This is a genomic window from Burkholderia sp. Bp9140, assembly GCF_003853425.1.
In the GTDB taxonomy this organism is placed as follows: domain Bacteria; phylum Pseudomonadota; class Gammaproteobacteria; order Burkholderiales; family Burkholderiaceae; genus Burkholderia.
Genome location: NZ_QTPQ01000001.1, coordinates 322,810 through 344,416 on the forward strand (window position 1 = coordinate 322,810; position 21,607 = coordinate 344,416).

Here is a 21,607-nt window from a genome sequence, read left to right on the forward strand (position 1 = left end):
CGGAGACGACACATGACGGTACAGGCATACCTGGACGCACGCGACTTTCTGCTGCGCCATCGCACCGACTACGAAACCGCCTACCGCGATTTCGAATGGCCGGTGCTCGATGCGTTCAACTGGGCGCTCGACTACTTCGATCCGATGGCGCGCGGCAACGACACGCCCGCGCTGTGGATCGTCGACGCGGCAACCGGTACGGGCGACCCGTATTCGTTCGCGCAGATGTCCGAGCGCTCGTCGCGGATCGCGAACTGGCTGCGCGGCGTCGGCGTCGTGCGCGGCGACCGGATCCTGCTGATGCTGCCGAACCGTGTCGAGCTGTGGGACGCGATGCTCGCCGCGATGAAGCTCGGCGCGATCGTGCTGCCCGCGACCACGCAGCTGTCGGCCGACGACGTGCGCGACCGCGTGCGGATCGGCGGCGCCAAATACGCGATCGTCGACGAGAACGAAACCGCGAAGTTCGAACAGGCCGATCTCGGCCTCAAGCAGAAAATCGTCGCCGGCGCGCCGCGCGCGGGCTGGCTCGCGATGAACGACGGCTACGCGGCGAGCGCCGCGTTCGAGCCGGACGCCGTCACGCAGTCGAACGAGTCGATGCTGCTGTACTTCACGTCGGGCACGACGTCGAAGCCGAAGCTCGTCGAGCATACGCACCGCACCTATCCGGTCGGGCACCTGTCGACGATGTACTGGGTCGGCCTGCAGCCGGGCGACATCCACTGGAACATCAGCTCGCCGGGCTGGGCGAAGCACGCGTGGAGCTGCTTCTTCGCGCCGTGGAACGCGCAGGCGTGCGTGTTCGTATTCAACTACGCGCGCTTCGAGCCGAAGGCCGTGCTCGATGCGCTCGTCAAATACCAGGTGACCACGCTGTGCGCGCCGCCGACCGTGTGGCGCATGCTCGTGCAGCAGCCGCTCGCGTCGTTCGACGTGAAGCTGCGCGAGATCGTCGGCGCGGGCGAGCCGCTGAATCCCGAGATCATCGAGCGCGTGAAGAAGGCGTGGGGCATCACGATTCGCGACGGCTACGGCCAGACCGAGACGACCTGCCTGATCGGCAATACGCCGGGCCAGCCGGTCGTCGCGGGCTCGATGGGGCGGCCGCTGCCCGGCTACCGGATCGCGCTGCTCGACCCGGACGGCGCGCCCGTCAGCGAAGGCGAGGTCGCGCTGCCGATCGGCCCTGACGTGACGCGCCCGGTCGGGCTGATGAACGGCTATGCGAACAATCCCGACGCGACGGCCCACGCGATGCGCGACGGCCATTACCGCACGTCGGACATCGCGATGTGCGGCGACGACGGCTACTACGTGTACATCGGCCGCGCGGACGACGTGTTCAAGTCGTCCGACTACCGGCTGAGCCCGTTCGAACTGGAAAGCGTGCTGATCGAGCATCCGGCGATCGCGGAAGCGGCCGTCGTGCCGAGCCCGGATCCGGTGCGGCTGTCGGTGCCGAAGACCTTCATCACGCTGCGCCAGGGCTACGAGGAAAGCCCGGCACTCGCGCTGGAGATCTTCCGCTTCTCGCGCGAGAAGCTCGCGCCGTACAAGCGCATTCGTCGCCTGCAATTCGCGGAGCTGCCGAAGACCATCTCGGGGAAGATCCGCCGCGTCGAGCTGCGCCGCCGCGAGATCGAGCGCGGCGACGACGCGAGCACGCGGATGCCCGGCGAATACTGGGAAGAGGATTTCGCCGCCGACCTGAAATGACCTGCCGCGGGCCGTGCGCGCCGCATGCAGCGGCCGCTGCCCGCAAAACCGATTGAACCGGCCGCGCGTCGCATGACGCTACACGGCCCACTGCAAGGAGAGCACATCGATGAATGCGAATCCGACGCCCCAGACGGGGCAAGACGTGCCGACGGTCAAGCTGCTGATCGACGGCGCCTTCGTCGAGTCCGCCACGAACGAGTGGCGCGACATCGTCAACCCGGCGACGCAGCAGGTACTTGCGCGCGTGCCATTCGCGACCGTCGCGGAAGTCGACGCGGCCGTGCAGGCCGCGCACGCCGCGTATGCGACGTGGAAGAACACGCCGGTCTCCGCGCGCATGCGCATCATGCTGAAGTTCCAGGATCTCGTGCGCGCGAACCAGCAGCGCATCGCGAAGACGCTGACGGCCGAGCAGGGCAAGACGCTGCCCGACGCCGAAGGCGACATCTTCCGCGGCCTCGAGGTGGTCGAGCATGCATGTTCGGTCGGCACGCTGCAGCTCGGCGAATTCGCGGAGAACGTCGCGGGCGGCGTCGACACCTACACGCTGCGCCAGCCGCTCGGCGTGTGCGCGGGCATCACGCCGTTCAATTTCCCCGCGATGATTCCGCTGTGGATGTTCCCGATGGCGATCGTGTGCGGCAACACGTTCGTGCTGAAGCCGTCCGAGCAGGACCCGATGTCGACGATGGAACTCGTCGAGCTCGCGGTCGAGGCCGGCGTGCCGAAGGGCGTGCTGAACGTCGTGCACGGCGGCAAGGAAGTCGTCGACGCGATCTGCACGCATCCGCTCGTGAAAGCGATCTCGTTCGTCGGCTCGACGGCGGTCGGCACGCACGTGTACAACCTCGGCAGCCAGCACGGCAAGCGCGTGCAGTCGATGATGGGTGCGAAGAACCACGCGGTGGTGCTGCCCGATGCGAACCGCGAGCAGGCGATCAACGCGCTGGTCGGCGCGGGCTTCGGCGCGGCCGGCCAGCGCTGCATGGCGACCTCCGTCGCGGTGCTGGTCGGCAACGCGCGCGACTGGCTGCCGGACATCGTCGCGAAGGCGAAGGCGCTGAAGGTCAATGCGGGCTCGCAAGCGGGCACCGACGTCGGGCCGGTCGTGTCGCGCGGCGCGAAGGCGCGCATCCTGTCGCTGATCGACGCCGGTACCAAGGAAGGCGCGAAGCTCGAACTCGACGGCCGTGACGTGAAGGTCGCCGGTTTCGAGGAAGGCAACTTCATCGGGCCGACGATCTTCTCGGGCGTGAAGCCCGACATGACGGTCTATACGCATGAAATCTTCGGGCCGGTGCTGGTCGTGATGGAAGTCGACACGCTCGACGAGGCGATCGCGCTCGTCAACGCGAACCCGATGGGCAACGGCGTGGGCATCTTCACGCAAAGCGGCGCGGCCGCACGCAAGTTCCAGAGCGAGATCGACGTCGGCCAGGTCGGCATCAACATCCCGATTCCGGTGCCGGTGCCGTTCTTCAGCTTCACCGGTTCGCGCGGCTCGAAGCTCGGCGATCTCGGCCCGTACGGCAAGCAGGTCGTGCAGTTCTACACGCAGACCAAGACGGTCACAGCGCGCTGGTTCGACGACGACACGACGGCCGGCCCTGTGAACACTACGATCCGGCTGCATTGAGCCGCGGAGGACACGACCATGAAGATCGGTTTTATCGGACTGGGCCACATGGGTGCGCCGATGGTGCTGAACCTGTTGAAGGCCGGCCATGAAGTGCATGCGTTCGACCTGAGCGCCGATGCATTGCGCGCGCTGCAGGACGCCGGCGCGCAGGTGGCCGCATCGCCGCGCGACGCGGCGTCGGGCGCGGCGTTCGTGATCACGATGCTGCCGGCCGCGCCGCACGTGCGCTCGGTGCTCGCCGGCGAGAACGGCGTGCTGGCCGGCCTCGATGCCGGCGCGACCGTGATCGATTCGAGCACGATCGACCCGGCGAGCGCGCAGGCGTTCGGCGCGCTCGTGCGCGAGCACGGCGGCGCGTTCGTCGACGCGCCCGTGTCGGGCGGCACCGGCGGCGCGGCGGCCGGCACGCTGACCTTCATGGTCGGCGGCAGCGATGCCGATTTCGAGCGCGTGAAGCCCGTGCTCGCCGGCATGGGCAAGAACATCGTCCACTGCGGCGCGACGGGGATGGGGCAGGTCGCGAAGGTCTGCAACAACCTCGTGCTCGGCATCTCGATGGCGGCCGTGTCGGAAGCGATGTCGCTCGGCGTCGCGCTCGGCATCGACCCGAAGGTGCTGGCCGGCATCATGAACACGTCGACGGGCCGCTGCTGGAGCTCGGACACCTACAACCCGTATCCGGGCGTGATCGACACCGCGCCGTCGTCGCGCGGCTACAGCGGCGGCTTCGGCACCGACCTGATGCTGAAGGATCTCGGCCTCGCGAACGATGCCGCGAAGCAGGCGCGCCAGCCCGTCTATCTCGGCGCGCTCGCGCAGCAGCTGTACCAGGCGATGAGCAGCCGCGGCGACGGCCAGCTCGATTTCTCGGCGGTGATCCGCCTGTACCAACCGGCCACGAAGAAGGACGCCTCATGATCGAACTGGACTACGTCGACGACGGCGCGATCGCGTGCGCGACGCTCAAGCGTCCGCCCGCGAACGCCTTTACCGCCGACGGGCTGCGGCAGCTGCAGGAAACCGTCGCGGCACTGAATGCGAACCCGCGCGTGCGTGCGCTGGTGATCACCGGCGACGGCCCGAAGTTCTTCAGCGCGGGCGCCGACCTGAACACGTTCGCCGACGGCGACCGCGCGGTCGCACGCGCGATGGCCGCGCGTTTCGGCGCGGCGTTCGAGGCGCTGCATGACGCGCGCATCGTGACGATCGCGGCGATCAACGGCTATGCGATGGGCGGCGGCCTCGAATGCGCGCTCGCGTGCGACCTGCGGATCGCCGAGACGCACGCGCAGATGGCGCTGCCCGAGCCGTCGGTCGGCCTGCTGCCGTGCGGGCTCGGCACGCAGACGCTGCCCTGGCTCGTCGGCGAAGGCTGGGCGAAGAAGATCATCCTGGCCGGCACGCGCGTTGACGCGGCGACCGCGCTCAGGATAGGCCTCGTCGAGGACGTGGTCGAAAGCGGCGCGGCCCGCGATGCGGCGCTGGCGCTCGCGCGCAACGTCGCGCGGCAGAGCCCGCATGCGGTCGCCTACAGCAAGGAACTGATCGGCCTCGCGCGCCGCGGCGTGCCGCGCGGCGCGGCGCTCGCGGTCGAGCGCGAGCGCTTCGTCGACCTGTTCGACACGAACGATCCGCGCGAAGGCGTGGCCGCGTTTCTCGGCAAGCGCGCGCCGCAGTGGCACACCGATGGAGACGCGCAACGATGAGCACGCCGGTCACGACTCATGACAGCTTCGCGCAACCGGCACCGGAGGTGCTGTTCCGCGTGGTGAACCGCGTCGCGCTGATCACGCTGAACCGGCCGGCCGCGCTCAATGCGTTGTCGTATCCGATGATCGGCGAGCTGGCCGCGCGCCTCGAGCGTTGCCGCACCGACGACCAGATCGTCGCGGTCGTGCTGCGCGGCGCGGGCGAGAAGGGCTTCTGCGCGGGTGGCGACGTGCGCGCGCTGTACAGGATGGTCGCGCAGCGCGAGACCTGGCTGCCGTTCTTCGTCGACGAATACCGGCTCGATTACGCGATCCATACGTTCCCGAAGCCGGTGGTCGCGCTGATGGACGGCGTGACGATGGGCGGCGGGATGGGGCTCGCGCAAGGCGCGGCGCTGCGCGTCGCGACCGAGCGCAGCAAGATCGCGATGCCCGAGACGCGCATCGGCCTCGTGCCCGACGTCGGCGCGACGCATTTCCTGTCGCGCATGCCGGTCGAGCTCGAGCTGTACGTGGGGCTGACGGGCGCGATGCTGTCCGGCGCCGACGCACTGAGCGCGAAGCTCGCGGACCTGTGCGTGCCGTCGTCGTGGCTCGATACGTTCGAGACGCGCATCGAGAGCGTCAAGTGGGACAGCGACGTGCTGCCCGCGCTGCGCAAGGTGTTCGAGCCGCCGTGCAACGTCGTGCCGCATGCGGCGCTCGACACGCAGATGGCGTGGATCGTCCGTCACTTCGACAAGCGCTCGACCGTCGAGCGGATCGTCGCGACGCTCAAGCAGGAGCTCGCGCGCGACGAGCTGTCGCGCGAGCACCGTCAATGGCTGCAGGCGACGCTCGATGCGCTTGCCGGCCATTCGCCGACGATGCTGTGCGTGACGCGCGAAGCGCTGCTGCGCGGCCGCCAGATGACGCTGGCCGAGTCGTTCCGGATGGAGCTCGGCATCGTGGCGCGCGCGATCGAGGAAGGCGACTTCCGCGAAGGCGTGCGCGCGCATCTCGTCGACAAGGATCGCAAGCCGCGCTGGGCGCCGGCGTCGCTCGTCGAGCTGCGCGCCGAGCGCGTGCGGCATTTCCTGACGTCGCCGTGGAAGCTGTTCGCGCATCCGCTCGCCGATCTCGGCGCGGCTTGATCGCGGCGTGACGGCCCGGCGCGCCCGTGCGGCGCGTCGGTTTCACCCCACTTTCTTTATGCTCGCGTGTTCCGGGCGCTCGATCATCGGCGGCACCGCCTGCACGAGCGCATCGATCACGCAGCGCGTCTTGCGCGGCAGGTAGCGCGTCTTCGGCCAGATCGCGTGGATGTCGCCTTCGCACACGAAGCAGCGGTCGAGCACGACGACCATCTCGCCGCGCTTCACGTAATGATCGAGCAGCCAGCTCGGCAGCCATGCGATCCCGAACCCCGATGCGCCGGCCGCCGCGATCGCCTGCACGTCGTCGAAGCTGAGCTGATGCGGCATGTCGACGCGCACCGTCGAGCCGTCCGGCGCGCGCAGGTCCCATGGTTGCGCGACGCCCGAGCGTGAATACGCGATCGTCCGGTGGTGCTTCAGGTCGTCGAGCGATTGCGGCATCCCGTAGCGCGCCAGATACGACGGTGCTGCGCCGAGGCTCCCGTATTGCGTGCCGAGCCGCCGCACCGCGAGGCTCGTGCTGTCCGCGAGCGGGCCGATCCGCACCGCGAGATCGATCCCTTCCTCGACCAGGTCGACGAACCGGTCGGTGATCGACACGTCGATCCGCAGGTGCGGATAGGTGCGCGCGAGATCGAGCACGATCGGCGTCACGCAGTGATGCCCGAACGCGAGCGGCACGCTCAGGCGCAGCTTGCCGCGTGCTTCGTTGCGGCCGCAATCGAGATCGGCTTCCGCCGCTTCGAGTTCCGACAGCGCGCGCACGCAGCGGTCGTAGTACGCCTGGCCGTCGTCGGTCAGGCTCTGGCTGCGGGTCGTGCGCTGCAGCAGCCGCGCGCCGAGCCGCTTCTCGAGCCGCGCGATCGCCTTGCCGACCGCCGAGCGCGTCATGTCGAGCCGTTCCGCGGCGAGCGCGAAGCTGCCGGATTCCACGACCTGGACGAAGGTCGTCACGCCGTCGAGTCTGTCGGTCATCGTGGGTTGTGCTGATTGCGTCCTGGGATTCCCCAGTCTGGAGAAATGGACGCGTCAATGGGGAGGACGATTCTCACTATAGTACCGATTCCCGTCCAGCGTGCGTCGCCGGCCGCACGCGGCGAATCCTTCTCACCTGGAGGCGCGCGGCCCGTTGCGGGCCGTCGCGCAAGACGCATGACGCTATCCCACTCCCGCAGGAATGCGGTCGCGCTCGCGGCCGTCTGTCTCACGTCGCTGATGTTCGGCCTCGAGATCTCGAGTGTGCCGGTGATCCTGCCGACGCTCGAACACGTGCTGCACGGCGACTTCAACGGCATGCAGTGGATCATGAATGCGTACACGATCGCGTGCACGACGGTACTGATGGCGGCCGGCACGCTCGCCGACCGGTTCGGCCGCAAGCGCGTGTACGTGATCGGCACCGTGCTGTTCGGCGCGACGTCGTTGCTGTGCGGGCTCGCGCCGGACGTGCCGGTGCTGGTCGCCGGCCGGCTGCTGCAGGGCGCGAGCGGCGGCGCGATGCTGATCTGCCAGATCGCCGTGCTGTCGCACCAGTTCCGCGAGGGGCGCGAGCGCGGCCGCGCGTTCGGGATCTGGGGCATCGTGTTCGGGATCGGTCTCGGCTTCGGGCCGATCGTCGGCGGCGCGATCGTCGCGCTGGCGAGCTGGCCGTGGGTGTTCCTCGTGCATGCGCCGCTCGCGGCCGTCGCGCTCGTGCTGATCGGCGGCGCGGTGCGGGAGTCGCGCGATCCGCATGCGGGCACGCTCGACGTCGCAGGCATCGTCACGCTGTCGCTCGCGGTGCTGGGTCTCGCGTTCACCATCACACAAGGTGCGGAGTCGGGGCTCACGAGCGCGGCCGGCATCGGCGTGCTCGGCGCGACCGTGCTCGCGCTGGCCGGCTTCCTCGTCGCGGAGCGCGTGAGCGCGCGGCCGATGTTCGACTTCTCCGTGTTCCGGATTCGCGCGTTCACGGGGGCGATCTTCGGCTCGATGGGGATGAACTTCAGCTTCTGGCCGTTCATGATCTACCTGCCGATCTGGTTCCAGGTCGCGCTCGGCTACGACAGCGTGAGCGCCGGCCTCGCGCTGCTCGCATACACGCTGCCGACGCTGGTCGCGCCGCCGTTCGGCGAGCGGCTCGCGCTGCGCTTCGGGCCCGGCGTCGTGATTCCGGGCGGGCTGTTCACGATCGCGGCCGGTTTCGCGCTGATGCGGATCGGCAGCAGCGTCGACCACGCAAGCTGGCTCACGATGCTGCCCGGCTGCGTGATCGCCGGCATCGGGCTCGGGCTCACCAACACGCCGGTCACGAACACGACGACGGGCGCCGTGCCGGGCTCGCGGGCCGGGATGGCGTCGGGCATCGACATGAGCGCGCGGATGATCTCGCTCGCGCTGAACATCGCGGCGATGGGTTTCGTGCTGGTCGCGGGGATCGTCGCGAGCCTGAAGGCCGGCGTCGCGGGCGCGGTCGACGCGGGCGCGCTGCGCGCGCTGGCGCAGCAGGTCGCGTCGGGCCGCACCGACGGGCTGCAGGCGATCGCGCCGGCGCTCGCAAAGGCCGACCCGACCGGCGCTGCGTTGCACGCGGCGCTTGTGCACGGGTTCGGCTGGGTGATGGTGTACGGCGCCGCCGGCGTGGCCGTGCTCGCGACCGCGAGCGCGGTGGCGTTTGCGCCGGCGCGGCGCAGGGCGGCGGTGTGCGAATGATGTGGCAGGGCGGGGCGCGCGGGCCCGCCTGCGGTCAGGACGTGCCGCCGCCCAGTGCGCGGTAGAGCGTCATCTGGTTGTTGAGCCGGTTCAGCCGCGTCAGTTCGTCAGCACTTTGCGCGTCGCGCAGCCGCTGCTGCTGGTCGAGCCACGGCTGCACGGCCGTCGCGCCAGCCGCGAATTGCGCGGCGGCCAGCCGTTCCGCGCGCTGCGCCTGCGTCAGCGACAACGCGCGCTGTTCGGCCTCGCGTTCGAGCTGCACGCGCGCCGACAGCGCGTTCTCGACTTCCGCGAGTGCGCTGTAGAGCCGCTGACGGAAACCGACGACGGCTTCCTCGTACTGCGTCTTCGATACCTTGATCTGCAGTTGCATCGTGTTCCACTGGATGAACGGCAGCGCGAGGCCGAGTCCGAGCGTGCCGACCGGGTTCGTGAGCACGCGCTCGAGGCTCGTGCTCGACGTGCCCGCGTTGCCGGTCAGCGTGAACGCCGGATAGAAGCTGGTGCGGGTCGCATCGACCTGGGCGAGCGATTCGCGCAGCCGGAACTCGGCCGCGCGCAGGTCCGGGCGGCGGCCGAGCAGGCTGGCGGGCAGGCCGGCCGCGACCTCGGGCGGTGCTGCGTCGGGCAGTGCCGACGGTTCGGCGGCCAGCTGTTGCGGCGGCCGGTCGAACAGGATCGCGAGCGCGTGACGATTCTCGGTGCGTTGCTGGATCAGCTGCGTCTGTGCCGCGCGTTGAGCGGCCACGCTCTGTTCGGCCTGCGCGAGGTCGAGCCCCGACACGGCGCCGGCCGCGTGGCGCGAGCGGACGATCGCGAGCGTACGCACCGCATACGCGATGTTCGCGTCGCCGAGTGCGATCAGCCGGTTCAGATAGCCGATCCGCCAGTACAGCGACGCCGTCGTGCCGATCAGCGACAGCCGTGCGGCGTCGAGATCGGCGGCGGTCGCATCCGCTTCCCAGCGCGCGGCGTCGCGCAGCGCGGCCAGCCGGCCCCACAGGTCGATTTCGTAGCTGAGCGAGCCGGTGACGCCGCTCGACCGGCTCATCCGGTGCGTATCGAGCGTGCGCGACACGGCGCCGTTCGCACCGAGCGAAACGGCGGGCGTCAGGTTCGTGTCGGCGAGCCCGGCCTGCAGTTGCGCGCGGTACACGCGAATCGCCGCGATCGCGAGATCGTTGTTCGCGCGCAGCGCGTCGTCGATCAGCGCGTCGAGTTGCGGATCGCCGAAGCTGCGCCACCAGTCGCGCGTCGCGGCCGGCGAGCCGGCGGACACCGGCGCCGCCCAGTTCGCGGGCATGGCGGCCACAGGCAGCGGTGCGTGGCGCGCCCCCGTGCAGCCGGCCAGCAGCGCGGCCGCGCACGCGAAGGCGCCGAGGCGGTGAAGCGATGCGGATTGCGTCATGGCCGGGCTCCGTCAGTCGCGTGCGAGCGCATCGATCGGATCCAGCCGCGATGCGTTGCGTGCCGGCATGAAGCCGAAGATCACGCCGGTAAGCGTCGAGCAGACGAACGCGGTGATGATCGCGCCGGCGGAAAACACCATCTTCCACTGCGCGACGAACATCGAGAACACGGCACCGAGCCCGAACGACAGCGCGATCCCGATCGTGCCGCCGAGCAGGCAGACGAGCACGGCCTCGACGAGGAACTGCTGCAGGATGTCGGACTGCCGTGCGCCGACCGCCATCCGGATGCCGATCTCGCGCGTGCGCTCGGTGACCGACACCAGCATGATGTTCATCACGCCGATCCCGCCGACGACGAGCGAGATCACCGCGATCAGCGACAGCAGCAGCGTCAGCGACTGACCGGTCTTCTCGACGGTCTTGACCACGCTGTCCATGTTGTATGTGAAGAAGTCCTTGCGGCCGTGGCGCCGGATCATCAGCTTCTCGATGCTCTTCTCGGCGGCGGCGCTCGGCTGCCCGTCGCGCACGCGCACGGTGATGCTGTCCAGGTGGCGCTGGCCGAACAGCCGGCCGCTCGCGGTGGTATACGGCACCCACACGTTCAGGCTTTTCACGCTGCCGAACGCGCTCTTCTTGTCGGCCGTGACGCCGATCACGACGCACGGCACGTTGTCGACCAGGATCACTTCGCCGATCGCCTTGCCTGTCGCGCCGAACAGCTTGCGGCGCGTGTTCGGGTCGATCACGGCGACCTGCGCCTGACGGCGTACCGCTTCGTCGTCGAATGCGATGCCACGCGCGAATTGCATCCCGCGCGCCTGGAAGAAGCGGGCGCCGACCCCGCTCACGAGCGCGTTCACGTCGATGTTGCGGTAGCGCAGCAGCAGCGTGCGCGACGTTTCGGGCGTCGCGCTGTCGACGTACGGCTGCTCGGCGAGCGCGGCGACATCGGCGGGCACGAGCGTCTGGATCGAGTCGGCGCGGCTGTCACCCCAGTCGGTGCCCGGATAGAGGTTGATCGTGTTCGTGCCGATGCTGCCGATTTCGTCGAGCATGTAGCGCTTCGCGCCTTCGCCGATCGCGACGATCGACACGACCGACGTGATGCCGATGATGATGCCGAGCATCGTCAGCAGCGTGCGCAACCGGTGCGACACGAGTGCGATCCACGCCATTCGGCAGGCTTCGGCGAAGCGGCCGGTGCCGGCCGTGAAGCGCCGGGCGCGGGTGTCTTGCGCGGCGGGCGGTGTCGTGTCGTCGCGGTCGTGCGCGGATGGCGCGCCCGTCGTCGCGTCTGCGTGTGTCGCGCCGAGCCCCGCTTCGGCGAGCGCTTCCGCGTAATGGCGATTCGGCCGGTCGGCGACGATCTCGCCATCGCTGATCTCGATGATGCGCCGTGCATGACGCGCGACGGCCTTGTCGTGCGTGACGATCACGATCGTATGGCCGAGCGCGTTCAGCTCGTGCAGGATGCGCAGCACGTCCTGGCCGCTCTTCGTATCGAGCGCGCCCGTCGGTTCGTCGGCGAGGATCACCTGGCCGCCGTTCATCAGCGCACGCGCAATGCTGACGCGCTGCTGCTGGCCGCCCGACAACTGGCCGGGCCGGTGATGCATGCGATCGGCGAGCCCGAGGCGCGCGAGCAGTTCGCGCGCCCGCTTGTGCCGTTCGGTGCGCGCGGTGCCCGCGTAGATCGCAGGCATCTCGAGATTCGCGACCGCGTCCACGTGCGGCAGCAGGTGGTAGCGCTGGAACACGAAGCCGAAATGCTCGCGGCGCAGCTGCGCGAGCTCGTCGCTGTCGAGCATGTGCGTGTCGCGGCCGCCGACCGTGTAGGTCCCTGCGCTCGGATGGTCGAGACAGCCGAGGATGTTCATCAGCGTCGACTTGCCCGAGCCCGACGCGCCGACGATCGCGACGATCTCGCCCGCGTCGATCGACAGGTTCACGTTGTTCAGCACGACGACGTCCTTGTCGCCGGCCGGGAAGCGCCGCGTGACGGCGGCGAGTTTCAGCAGGGGGGCGCTCATCGTCACACCAGGTCCGCGAGCGGCGCGTGCTCGTCGGCGGCAGCTTCGCCGATCACGACGCGCTCGCCGTCCTTCAGGCCGGCCAGCACCTCGACGCGCACGTTGTTGTTGATGCCGATGCGTACCGCACGCGATTCTGTGCTGCCGTCGGCGCGCAGCACGCGGACCGCATACGTGCCGTCCTTGCGTTTCTCGCCGAGCGCGGCGGCCGGCATGCTGAGCGCGTTGCGCGCGTTGTCGAGCACGATGCTGACCTGTGCGGTCATCGAGATGCGCAGCCGATGCTCGGGATTCGGCACATCGAACAGCGCGTTGTAGAACACGGCGCTGTTCGGCTTCGTGCTGCCGCCCGCGCCGCCGAGCGTACTCTGCGCGTCGGCGTAGTTCTGCGGCGCCGGTTCGATCGCGCGCAACTTGCCGTAGTGTCGCTTGTCCGGTTCGCCGAGGATCGTGAAATATGCAGTCTGACCGGCATGCACGCGGATCACGTCGGCTTCCGAGATCTGCGCCTTGACGGTCATCGTGTCGAGGTCGGCGAGCTTCAGGATCACCGGTGCCTGCTGTTGCGCGATCACGGTCTGGCCTTCCTGCGTGACGATCGCGACGACTTTTCCATCGATCGGCGCGACGATGCGCGTATAGCCGACGTTGGCCTGCGCGGTCTCGATCTGAATGCGGGCCGAGCGGATCTGCGCGGCGAGCGACGCGAGGGTGGCGCGCTGTACGTCGAGCGCCGCGCGCGCGGCTTCGAAGGCTTCACGGGATGTCGCATCGTCGGGCAGCATCGCCTGTTGGCGCCGGAATGCGAGTTCGGCTTGCGCGAGCTGCGCGGCGGTCGATTGCTGCTGCGCGCGCAGGCTTGCCTCGCCGGCGCGCGCCTGGCGCAGCGCATTTTCGGAAATCACCGGATCGATTTCGGCGAGCCACTGGCCTTTCGTGACCTTGTCGCCGAGCTTCGCCTTCAGCGTCTTCAACTGCCCGGACACCTGCGCACCGACGTCGACCTGCCTGAACGCCTGTAGCGCGCCGGTCGCGAGCACCGAGTTTTCGAGATCGCTGCGTGTGACGGGCGCGGTCAGGTAATGAGGACGCTTGTCGGGTGCGCAAGCCTTCAGCGCGACACCGGCGGCAATGGCGGCGACGGCGAGGGTGGCCAGCACGATGCGCGGGCGGCGATGGGTCTTCCGATTCATGAGAGCGCGATGAAGATGAGGCTGTGCCGGCGGCACGTGCGGCCGGGCAGGGTGATCCGGGCGGCGGCGCATGCCGCGCGCGATGCCTGCGGCGGCGTTGGCGCACGCATCGCACGGGTGCGACGATCCGGATCAGCTGCTGATGGTAAGCGACGCGTTCTCGTCAGTTCGTATCGAAAGTGTGCTGAATTGTGCGAATGGTGCGCCGACGCGGGGGCCGCGCGGCCTCTTTGTTGCGATCTGTGAAGATCGTGCGCGCAGCGGCGTTGTACATGCTCGCGGCAGCGTTACCGCCGCGCAGCCACGATCGCCATCATCGGCCGGTCGCGTGCCTCGTCGAGCGCGGGCAGCGAGCGGTTCAGGCGGCTGTAGCCTTCGAAGAAGGCGGGATCGTCGTAGATGTGCTGCGTCATGCGGCGTGCCTCGTGTCTCGTGCGAATGCGGCGCGCGATGCCGCGCGGCCGGTTCCGCGCGCTTACGCGCCGCCGCCGCGTGCGTCGATCCTGCGTTGCGTATCCGCGTCGACGATCGCGCGGATCGCGCCGAACAGCGGCGCCGCGTCCGTGTAGCGCCGGCCGTAGCCGAGATTGAACGCGTAGTCGAAGCCGGGCGGATTGCTGCCCTGGTTGTGCTGCAGGATCGTCTCGAGCTTGTCGAGTGCCTTCGCGGCGCGCGCTTCCGGTGTTTCGGCTGCCTTGTATTCGTCCCACAGTGCGACGATCTCGTCGCGCAGCGCGCGATCGAGCCCGGCCGTCAGCGTCAGCAGGTCGTCGCGTTCGTGCGTGCTCTTGTCCGGATGCGCGGCCTGCTCGATCGCGGGGATGTCACCGTGCAGCGCTTCGCCGAGATCGTGGACGACGCACAGTTTCAGCAGTTTCGTCGTGTCGACGTCGGGCAGCGCATCGGCGAACACGAGCGCCATCAGGCACAGCCGCCAGCTGTGTTCAGCCGTGCTTTCGGCGCGGCCCGTCGACGTGTGGCCGCTGCGCAGCACGTCTTTCAGGCGTTCGGCTTCGCGCAGGAAATCGAGCCGCGCGTGGATCGTGTCGAGGTTCATCGTCAGCGCAATGCGTGAATGGAGCCGTCAAGCGTACGCCGTGCGCACGCGCTGCGTCCACGCATGAAATATGCGTGCCGAGCACGGGTCCGGCGACTTGCGCGCGTGCTACAGCGTTTCGACGAGCCGCGCGGCGGAGCCGTCCGACAGCGTCATCCGCGTCCACCGGCAGGTGCTGCCGCGGATCGGCACGACGCGCGACGCATTGGCACCCGTCGCGAATTCGACGCTCGGAGGCCCCGCGCGATCGTGCCAGCCGAGCGGGTCGAGCGCGGCCTCTATGCGGACGATCTCCGGCGACGCATAGCGCCACAGCGACGTGCCGAGCAACGCGGGCAGCGGTCGAGAGAACTCGGCCGCGCGCGACGGCGAGCACGCGAGCAGACGATGCGTGAGGTCGCACACGAGATGCAGGCGGGCCGTACTGCCCGCGATCAGCCGGGCGAGTGCGCGGTCGCCGGCCGAATCGAGACGCGCGGCAAGCAGCCGCTCGGCGGACACGCTCGTCGGGCGACATCTGCTGGATGCCGGCTTCCCAGCGCGAGATCGTCGATTGCGCGACGCCGAACAGCTCGGCCGCGTGGCTCTGCTTGATGCGATGCAGCGTGCGCCAGCGCTTGAGTTGCGGGCCGAGGGGCGGGGTGTGAAGTGGCGAGGCCGTCATGTCGATGCTCCGGTTTGCGCGCCCCGTGCGAGCGAGAGCATTTGCGAGTTGCCGCTGCCGCCCGCACGGGCCGTTACATGTTCCGCAGGCGCGAGTCGCGCTCAGGCGGCTTTCGCTGTCGGAAGCGGAATTCTCGCGTAGCGCCCGCCCGTCGTCGAACCGGACATCTGCCGCGGCAGCGGGTTGCGCGTCTACCGCGCGGGCCACATGCATGGCGCGCCGGAACTGGCGGAATCGCACGGCGCCGTGCCGGCAACGTTTTCGCGAGGCTTTCAACCGGCTCCACCATATCTTATTATTTGACCAAAGCGGCGCGCGCCGGCCGCCATCGGTCATGTCGACGCATGACGCGCCGGTCAGCATTCCCGCCTTCCGACTTCCGCATCGCACGATGCGCGGTCGGCACGACAGGGCACGCGTGGCCATCGCGTATCCCAAAAAAAAGATACGAGGGCGCAATGGTACGACTGGTCTTGCTGCTGCTGGGCATCGAATATCTGCGAACGCGCTGGCGCGGGCTGACCGTGCTGGGCTGGCTGTGGGTCGTCGCGGGCGTCGGCATCTTCGTCGACGCGCTCGACGGCGCGCTGCATTTTCCGATCGAACTGTTCGCGTGGCTATTCCTGGTCGAGGGACTCGCGACGCTCGCGGTGGCCGGCAGCGGCGTCGGCGGGCAGCGCATCCTGCGCTACGTGAAGGGCGTCGCGGTCGTATTGGCCGCCGGGCTCGTGTTCGCGGGCCATCATCACGGCCACTTCCTGCTGTCGATGATCTTCGGCACGCTGTTCCTCGTCGACGGGCTGCTGCAGTGCACGTCCGCATGGATGGTGCGTTACCGGCGCTGGAATGTCGCGTTCGCGTGGGGCGTCGTCGAGATCCTGCTCGCGATCTTCTTCTACCAGCCGTACCCGACCCACTATGCGGGCACCGTGCCGTACTGCCTCGGCCTGCTGCTGATGTTCGGCGGGATGCACATGCTGAGCCTCGCCGCGCGCGTGCGGCGGCTGACGCGCAACCCCGCGTTCGTCACGTCGCCGGCGCCGGCGATCGTGCCCGACATCGACGCGGCGCCGGACCTCCCGCGCTTCACGCAATCCGAATGGGATGGCCCGCCGGCCGACCAAGAGCGCGCGCTCACCGTGCACGTGTGGACGCCGATCGGCACGTCGAAGGCCGAAGCGCAGCGCTATCCGGTGATCGACCGCTACATCGCGGCGGTGGACGTCAACGGCGTGATCTCGACCGGCCATGCGGCGCTGGAGTCGCCCGAGGGCATCTACATCAGCCTGTATCCGGCCGTCGAGATCGATCGTTCTCCCGACGAATTCACGCGAATCCTGCGCGCGACGCGCGAGAACGACGTGCCCGGGTTGTTCCAGCCCGACTACGCGACCGAGTCGAACGCGTGGTGCCCGTCGACCGTGCGCGTGCGGATTCGCAACTACGATCCGGTGAAGCTGGAGGCATTCTGGTCGTCGTACCGGCAGACGGTCACGTACAACCTCACGCACCGCAACTGCTCGAGCACCGTGTCGAACGCGCTCGAAGCGGCACTCGACGGCGCGGTGTGGCGGCTCAAGGGCACGCGGGCCGGGTGGGGCGCATTCGTCCGGCTGCTGCTCACGCCCGAGCTGTGGGTTGCCGCGCAGATCCGCAAGCGCGCGGTGACGATGGCCTGGACGCCCGGGCTCACGCTCGACTATGCGCGCGCGCTCAGCATGCTGGCCGATCCGCGGCCATTCGCGTGGTGGAAGGTCGCGCGCTCGGCCGTGAAGGCGATCATGGCATCGCGGCGGGCGTGGCGCGAGCAGGACAGCGCGGCGCTGTCGCCGGGTGGATCGGAAGCCGCGTCGATGAAATAGTCGCGCGGCGCCGGATGCGGTGCGGGCGTTCCGCGACGATGAGCCGCGGCCCGGCGGACATATTTCGTTCGTCTTCATATTCGTGCCACGTTGCGGCGGCAACAATCGCGGGCAGACATTCGACAATCTTGCGGCGCATCCCGCGACCGCAAGCCCTTTCCGAGGAAACGCCATGCTCAAGACGCTCGCCCGCGCCGCGGCCGCACTCGCCGTCGCATCCGCCTCGCTGCACGCCGTCGCGCAGACCAGCTACGACTACCTGTTGCTCGCGGCTTCGTGGGAGCCCGGTTTCTGCGCGTCGCACGACACGCCGGAGTGTACGAACCTCGCCGGCACGTATGCGGCGACGAGCTTGTCGCTGCATGGTCTGTGGCCGAACCGGTACGACGGCAACCAGCCGTTCTACTGCGGCGTGCCGCAGAGCGACGTCGATCTCGACAACGCGCACCAGTGGTGCAGCATGGATGCGTATCCGGTCAGCACCGCGACGCGCAACACGCTGTCGGCCTACATGCCGGGCGTGGCGTCGTGCCTCGACAAGCACGAATGGTTCAAGCACGGCACCTGCTCGAATTCGGCATCGCCCGACACGTACTGGAACCAGGCGACCGGCATGATCAGCCGGCTCGGCAACACGTCGTTCAACGCGTTCCTGCAGGCGAACGCGGGCAAGACGGTGACGCGCAACCAGTTGCTGTCCGCGTTCGAAGGCGCGTTCGGCAGCAATACGCGCAGCGCAGTATCGCTGAAATGCACGAAGACCAACGGCGTCAGCTATTTCACGGAAGCGTGGATCGCGGTGAAGACGAGTGCGACCTCGCAGTTTCCGAGCGCGGCGTCGCTCGTGACGGACGGCAATACGCAGGGGACGTGCCCGACGTCGGGCGTGTATATCGCCAAGTAACGCGCGAAGTTGGGTGGAATGCGCCGGCCGGAAGCGTTCCGGTCGGCGTTGTGCGGGCGTTGCGCGGCTACGCGAGCAGCCGCAGCGCGTCCGCGAGCGACAGCACCGTCGTGCGCGTCTCGAACGCGGTCACGAACAAATGTTCGTGCACGACCTGATCCGGGTCGTAGCAGCAGTCCTTGACCGTATACAGCCGGAAATCCGCGTCGCTCGCGTGCGCAACCGACGACAGCACGACGCCGGTCGACGCAATCCCGACCAGGATCAGCGTATCGATGCCTTGCGCGACGAGCCGCGCCTGAAGGTCAGTGCCGAAAAACACGCTCGCGCGATGCGCGGCGATCAGCGGCTCGGTGTCCAGCCGCCCGAGCTCCGGGCACGGGCCGTCATTGACGAACAGGCCGAGCTGCTTGATCCCTTGCCCGTTCTTGTTGCGCGGACTGACTTCCGGATAGCCGGGGCTGAAGCGGAGATTGGCGAAGCAAACGTGGACGCCGCCGGCCCGCGCCGCATCGCACAGCCTGCGCGTGTTGGCGAGCAGGGCGGGCGCGACCGAGGGAAAGAGGCCGAGGATGTCGGTTTGGTAGTGCATCACGACCAGTGCGGTTTGCGCGGGCACGATCGGCGGAATCGGTGCGCTCGCGCCTGCGTGGCGAGTCGCTGCGAGATCTGGAGCGTGTTCCGGTTGCATGACTGATGCTCTCCCATGAGTCACTTCGGTGTGTTCGGAAAATCGATCGCTCCGTATACGTTGTCAATCGTTCGAGCGCCAGCGTGCTGGAACTCCGCAATATAGCCCGACGCCGTCATTCCGATGCCGACCGAGCGGGCGAGTGCCGCGCTGCCTTCGACGACCGGATTCGGCCACGAGTGGCCCGTCGACGCCGGCGCTGGCATTGCCGACAATCGTCCATCAAGACTCCAGCGCCATGAGGCGCGCCAAAAATGCTTGTACGTCGGTTCACCGAAAACGATGCGCCGTGTCGGCATGGATGGGCCACTGGATTTCAACACCTGAATCGTTCAGGCCGCGTTAGCGGATCCGCGTCCCCCTTGGCTTACATGCTCAGATTCCTATGCAAACTCCCGCTCTTCCACTTTCTCTTTGAACGAATCCGTTTTACTGGTCGGGGCCGCCTCACAAGCACCGTAGTTGTAACCGCCATAGCGCGCGAACATTTGAATGTCGTTCCCTCCGAGGCGACGCTTTTGCAACGCGTATGCTCGAGCGGATTCGGAGAGGAAAAACCTATGTTCGCCGTGATCCGACTCCACACTCAGCAACGACTTCTCGGTCAGTTCAGCAACGCCGCTGGCAACGTCAGACGGCTTATACGTCGTATCACACACTAGCGCGCGCAACGCGTCGAAAGTAAAAGCACTCTCGAATGCCGCAGCGTGACCAAACAGTTTCTGACTTGATGGGCTCAGCGACGCAAAGCTCCAGTCGAAGCTGGCCCGTAACGTCTGGTGGTGCGCAAGAGCGGTCCTGTATCCCTGCGTCAGCAATGCGAATCGATCGTCGAGAAATCCGTGAACCCCTCGAACGCCCAATGCACCGACACGTCTGACTGCCATTTCGATCGCCAAAGGATTACCGTCGAGTCGACGACAAATATCCCCAACGAGATGGGCGCTTTTTCTTAAAGCATCAACGTCGCAACCTGACTGTTGCGCGCGCTGCAAGAACATTTGCACTGCCGCACAATCCAGAACCTCGGTGGTGGATGAACCCGGGAGTGACACATCGAGCGGGGGTACCTGGAAGACGACCTCACCTCGTACCCGCAACGGTTCGCGGCTCGTTACGAGTACCTGCAAGTTGTTACGCCGCATGCCAAGTAAATCGACAAGTCGAGCGACCGCATCGATGACGTGCTCTGCGTTGTCTAGCACTAGTAGAGTGCGGTCTTGCGGCAAAGCTGCGACTAGCTCGTCGATCCCCGACCTGTCGTCCCGTATCGACAGGCCGAATGCCGTAGCAACCTTTTGCAAAACCGTTTCCGGAGAGGCAGCAGCGGCAAGCTTGACGAACCGTGTGATATCAAAGCGGCCACATGCCGCCGCATGAGCAACTTCCATTGCTGCGCTTGTTTTCCCGACTCCACCGGCGCCCACCAGTGTCAATATATGCGTCGTGTCCAGTAGTGCCGCGATATTGGAGATCAGTCTGTCGCGTCCCGTGAGTGCCCGGTGCCGTAGCGGGATATCGCCGTCGCCCTGCCTGGCTGGCGTAGCCACCGTCAAATTCGCGCCGGGGGCCTGCCTTTGCGTTAGCAGGTAACCGCGACCGGGTACGGTCAAGATCAGGTCGCGCTGCGGCCCGAGCAATTTTCGCAACGCGGAAAGGTGCACATGCAGATTGTTTTCTTCAACGACCGTTCCGGGCCAGACCGCGTCCATCAATTCATCTTTCGTTACGAGACGTCCCGCCGCTGACAAAAGTACTGCGAGCACGTCAAAGGCACGCGAACCGACATGGATAGTCTCCCCATTACGTCGCAATGAGCGCGTCGACAAATCGACTTCGAGTGTGCCTAGCAACATGGCATCAGGCCTCATCAATCAGACAAACCGGGCCACTGAGCCAGCAACCCCTGCTTTCATCGGCCGGATCGCGGAAGTTCACCGTAATCGCGGACGGACGTCCCATCGCCACGCCCTGACGCACGACGACGCCGCGTACGCCCCGGGCGACGAGCCCATGGCGATGCGCGCCGAACAGCAGCGCTGCCGCTGCGATGCCGGTCGCCGCGTCCTCCGGATAGCCGGATGCGCGCGGGAATTGCCGTGCCTCAAACACGTGCGGTGCATCAGGATCGTACGAAAACGGATACAGACCGGTCGACGACAGGGCGTCGCATAAGGCTTTGACGAGGTCCAGCTTCGGCGTGATCGCATTCAGCCGTGAGGTCGTGCGGACCGGCACCAGCGTTTTGGTGCGGCTCGTCGTCGCGTTGACGATGCCGAGAGGCAGCAGATCGCTCGCATCAAGGTTCAATGCATCGAGTGTTCTGGCGATCAGCGCCGCGTCAATGACCGGCTCGACGCGTCCCGCAGGCTGGCTGACTTCGATCCGCGCGTCGGACGGGTCGTACCGTGCCTCGACACTGCCGCTCAGCGACTCGATCAGCGCCGTGTTCGTGCACCAGGCGCCGGTGTGACGCAGCAGCCACAATGCGCCCAGCGCCGCGTGTCCGCACATCTCCATTTCGTGGTCGGGCACAAAAAAGCGGAAGCGGAAATCGTGGCGCGGGTCGACGGCGCGCATCACAAACCCGCTTTCCAGGCCATACGCGCGGGCCACGTCTTTCATTTGCGCCTCGGACCAGCCGTTCGCGTCGAGCGCAATCGGGGCCGGATTGCCGCCTTCGTCTGTGGTGGAAAATACTCGTACAAGTCGTACTCGTTGTACGATGCTCATGCGCTTGTTCCCTAACTCATCCCGCCTATCGGGTTGCCGCCTTTTGTGAAGCTAGCGCGAAGGCCAGCCCGTCGTCCCTCGCAGCATGCACGATCGGCGGTTTTTCTTCGCTTCCATTTGGGACGGAACATACTCACTATTGGGCCATGGCGGTTGCGTTA

18 protein-coding genes and 1 pseudogene are annotated in these 21,607 nt (G+C 67.6%); 8 read left to right on the forward strand and 11 right to left on the reverse strand.

Annotated features, from left to right (window positions below):
• Positions 1 to 12: 12 nt before the first annotated feature.
• The 5 genes from DIE21_RS01500 to DIE21_RS01520 all read left to right on the forward strand — a co-directional run bounded on the left by DIE21_RS01500 (position 13) and on the right by DIE21_RS01520 (position 6,203).
• Positions 13 to 1,719: an AMP-binding protein gene (locus DIE21_RS01500; RefSeq protein ID WP_124495338.1), complete on the forward strand. Its 1,707-nt coding sequence runs from the start codon at positions 13 to 15 to the stop codon at positions 1,717 to 1,719.
• A 109-nt stretch (positions 1,720 to 1,828) separates the two neighbouring features.
• The gene (locus DIE21_RS01505; protein WP_124495340.1) at positions 1,829 to 3,358 is read left to right on the forward strand and encodes a CoA-acylating methylmalonate-semialdehyde dehydrogenase; all 1,530 of its coding nucleotides are present in this window, start codon (positions 1,829 to 1,831) and stop codon (positions 3,356 to 3,358) included.
• A gap of 18 nt (positions 3,359 to 3,376) precedes the next feature.
• Complete coding sequence (gene mmsB / locus DIE21_RS01510) at positions 3,377 to 4,279, forward strand: 3-hydroxyisobutyrate dehydrogenase (protein ID WP_124495342.1); 903 nt, start codon at positions 3,377 to 3,379, stop codon at positions 4,277 to 4,279.
• Positions 4,276 to 5,067 (forward strand): enoyl-CoA hydratase, encoded by a 792-nt coding sequence (locus DIE21_RS01515; protein WP_124495344.1) that lies wholly within the window; start codon positions 4,276 to 4,278, stop codon positions 5,065 to 5,067. The genes mmsB and DIE21_RS01515 overlap by 4 nt, the downstream gene beginning before the upstream one ends.
• Entirely contained in the window at positions 5,064 to 6,203 is a 1,140-nt protein-coding gene (locus DIE21_RS01520; RefSeq protein WP_124495346.1) for an enoyl-CoA hydratase/isomerase family protein, read from the forward strand. The genes DIE21_RS01515 and DIE21_RS01520 overlap by 4 nt, the downstream gene beginning before the upstream one ends.
• A gap of 42 nt (positions 6,204 to 6,245) precedes the next feature.
• On the opposite strand, the gene DIE21_RS01525 is transcribed toward DIE21_RS01520, so the two are convergent.
• The gene (locus DIE21_RS01525) at positions 6,246 to 7,181 is read right to left on the reverse strand and encodes a LysR family transcriptional regulator (protein WP_124495348.1); all 936 of its coding nucleotides are present in this window, start codon (positions 7,179 to 7,181) and stop codon (positions 6,246 to 6,248) included.
• Positions 7,182 to 7,358: 177 nt separating this feature from the next.
• Here DIE21_RS01525 and DIE21_RS01530 point away from each other — a divergent pair, with 177 nt between their 5' ends.
• Entirely contained in the window at positions 7,359 to 8,897 is a 1,539-nt protein-coding gene (locus DIE21_RS01530; RefSeq protein WP_124495350.1) for an MFS transporter, read from the forward strand.
• 34 nt (positions 8,898 to 8,931) lie between these two features.
• Here DIE21_RS01530 and DIE21_RS01535 read toward each other — a convergent pair whose 3' ends face one another.
• From DIE21_RS01535 to DIE21_RS01560, 6 genes and pseudogenes are all read right to left on the reverse strand, one after another.
• On the reverse strand, positions 8,932 to 10,305 hold the full coding sequence (locus tag DIE21_RS01535; RefSeq protein ID WP_124495352.1) for an efflux transporter outer membrane subunit: 1,374 nt from the start codon (positions 10,303 to 10,305) through the stop codon (positions 8,932 to 8,934).
• Between the two features lie 12 nt (positions 10,306 to 10,317).
• Positions 10,318 to 12,342 carry a MacB family efflux pump subunit gene (locus DIE21_RS01540; RefSeq protein ID WP_124495354.1) on the reverse strand — a complete coding sequence of 675 codons (2,025 nt, stop codon included), beginning with the start codon at positions 12,340 to 12,342 and terminating at the stop codon, positions 10,318 to 10,320.
• A 2-nt stretch (positions 12,343 to 12,344) separates the two neighbouring features.
• Positions 12,345 to 13,535: an efflux RND transporter periplasmic adaptor subunit gene (locus DIE21_RS01545; protein WP_124495356.1), complete on the reverse strand. Its 1,191-nt coding sequence runs from the start codon at positions 13,533 to 13,535 to the stop codon at positions 12,345 to 12,347.
• A 287-nt stretch (positions 13,536 to 13,822) separates the two neighbouring features.
• Entirely contained in the window at positions 13,823 to 13,948 is a 126-nt protein-coding gene (locus DIE21_RS01550; protein ID WP_260426616.1) for a hypothetical protein, read from the reverse strand.
• A 62-nt stretch (positions 13,949 to 14,010) separates the two neighbouring features.
• Positions 14,011 to 14,592: an HD domain-containing protein gene (locus DIE21_RS01555; RefSeq protein ID WP_124495358.1), complete on the reverse strand. Its 582-nt coding sequence runs from the start codon at positions 14,590 to 14,592 to the stop codon at positions 14,011 to 14,013.
• A gap of 108 nt (positions 14,593 to 14,700) precedes the next feature.
• A pseudogene (locus DIE21_RS01560) lies at positions 14,701 to 15,256 on the reverse strand (helix-turn-helix domain-containing protein).
• Positions 15,257 to 15,714: 458 nt separating this feature from the next.
• Between DIE21_RS01560 and DIE21_RS01565 the strand changes: the two are divergent.
• Positions 15,715 to 17,118: an HdeD family acid-resistance protein gene (locus DIE21_RS01565; RefSeq protein ID WP_124495360.1), complete on the forward strand. Its 1,404-nt coding sequence runs from the start codon at positions 15,715 to 15,717 to the stop codon at positions 17,116 to 17,118.
• A gap of 172 nt (positions 17,119 to 17,290) precedes the next feature.
• Positions 17,291 to 18,022, forward strand: a complete 732-nt coding sequence (locus DIE21_RS01570; RefSeq protein WP_124495362.1) for a ribonuclease T2 — start codon at positions 17,291 to 17,293, stop codon at positions 18,020 to 18,022.
• 67 nt (positions 18,023 to 18,089) lie between these two features.
• Here the strand turns inward: DIE21_RS01570 and DIE21_RS01575 are convergent, their stop codons facing one another.
• Genes DIE21_RS01575 through DIE21_RS01590 form a run of 4 tightly spaced genes read right to left on the reverse strand, consistent with a single transcriptional unit; the run spans position 18,090 to position 21,446 of the window.
• Positions 18,090 to 18,713, reverse strand: a complete 624-nt coding sequence (locus tag DIE21_RS01575; protein ID WP_124495364.1) for an isochorismatase family cysteine hydrolase — start codon at positions 18,711 to 18,713, stop codon at positions 18,090 to 18,092.
• Positions 18,714 to 18,733: 20 nt separating this feature from the next.
• Complete coding sequence (locus DIE21_RS01580) at positions 18,734 to 19,036, reverse strand: hypothetical protein (protein WP_124495366.1); 303 nt, start codon at positions 19,034 to 19,036, stop codon at positions 18,734 to 18,736.
• A gap of 60 nt (positions 19,037 to 19,096) precedes the next feature.
• Positions 19,097 to 20,569, reverse strand: a complete 1,473-nt coding sequence (locus tag DIE21_RS01585; RefSeq protein WP_124495368.1) for a winged helix-turn-helix domain-containing protein — start codon at positions 20,567 to 20,569, stop codon at positions 19,097 to 19,099.
• Positions 20,570 to 20,573: 4 nt separating this feature from the next.
• Entirely contained in the window at positions 20,574 to 21,446 is an 873-nt protein-coding gene (locus DIE21_RS01590; RefSeq protein ID WP_124495370.1) for a PhzF family phenazine biosynthesis protein, read from the reverse strand.
• Between the last annotated feature and the right edge of the window lie 161 nt (positions 21,447 to 21,607).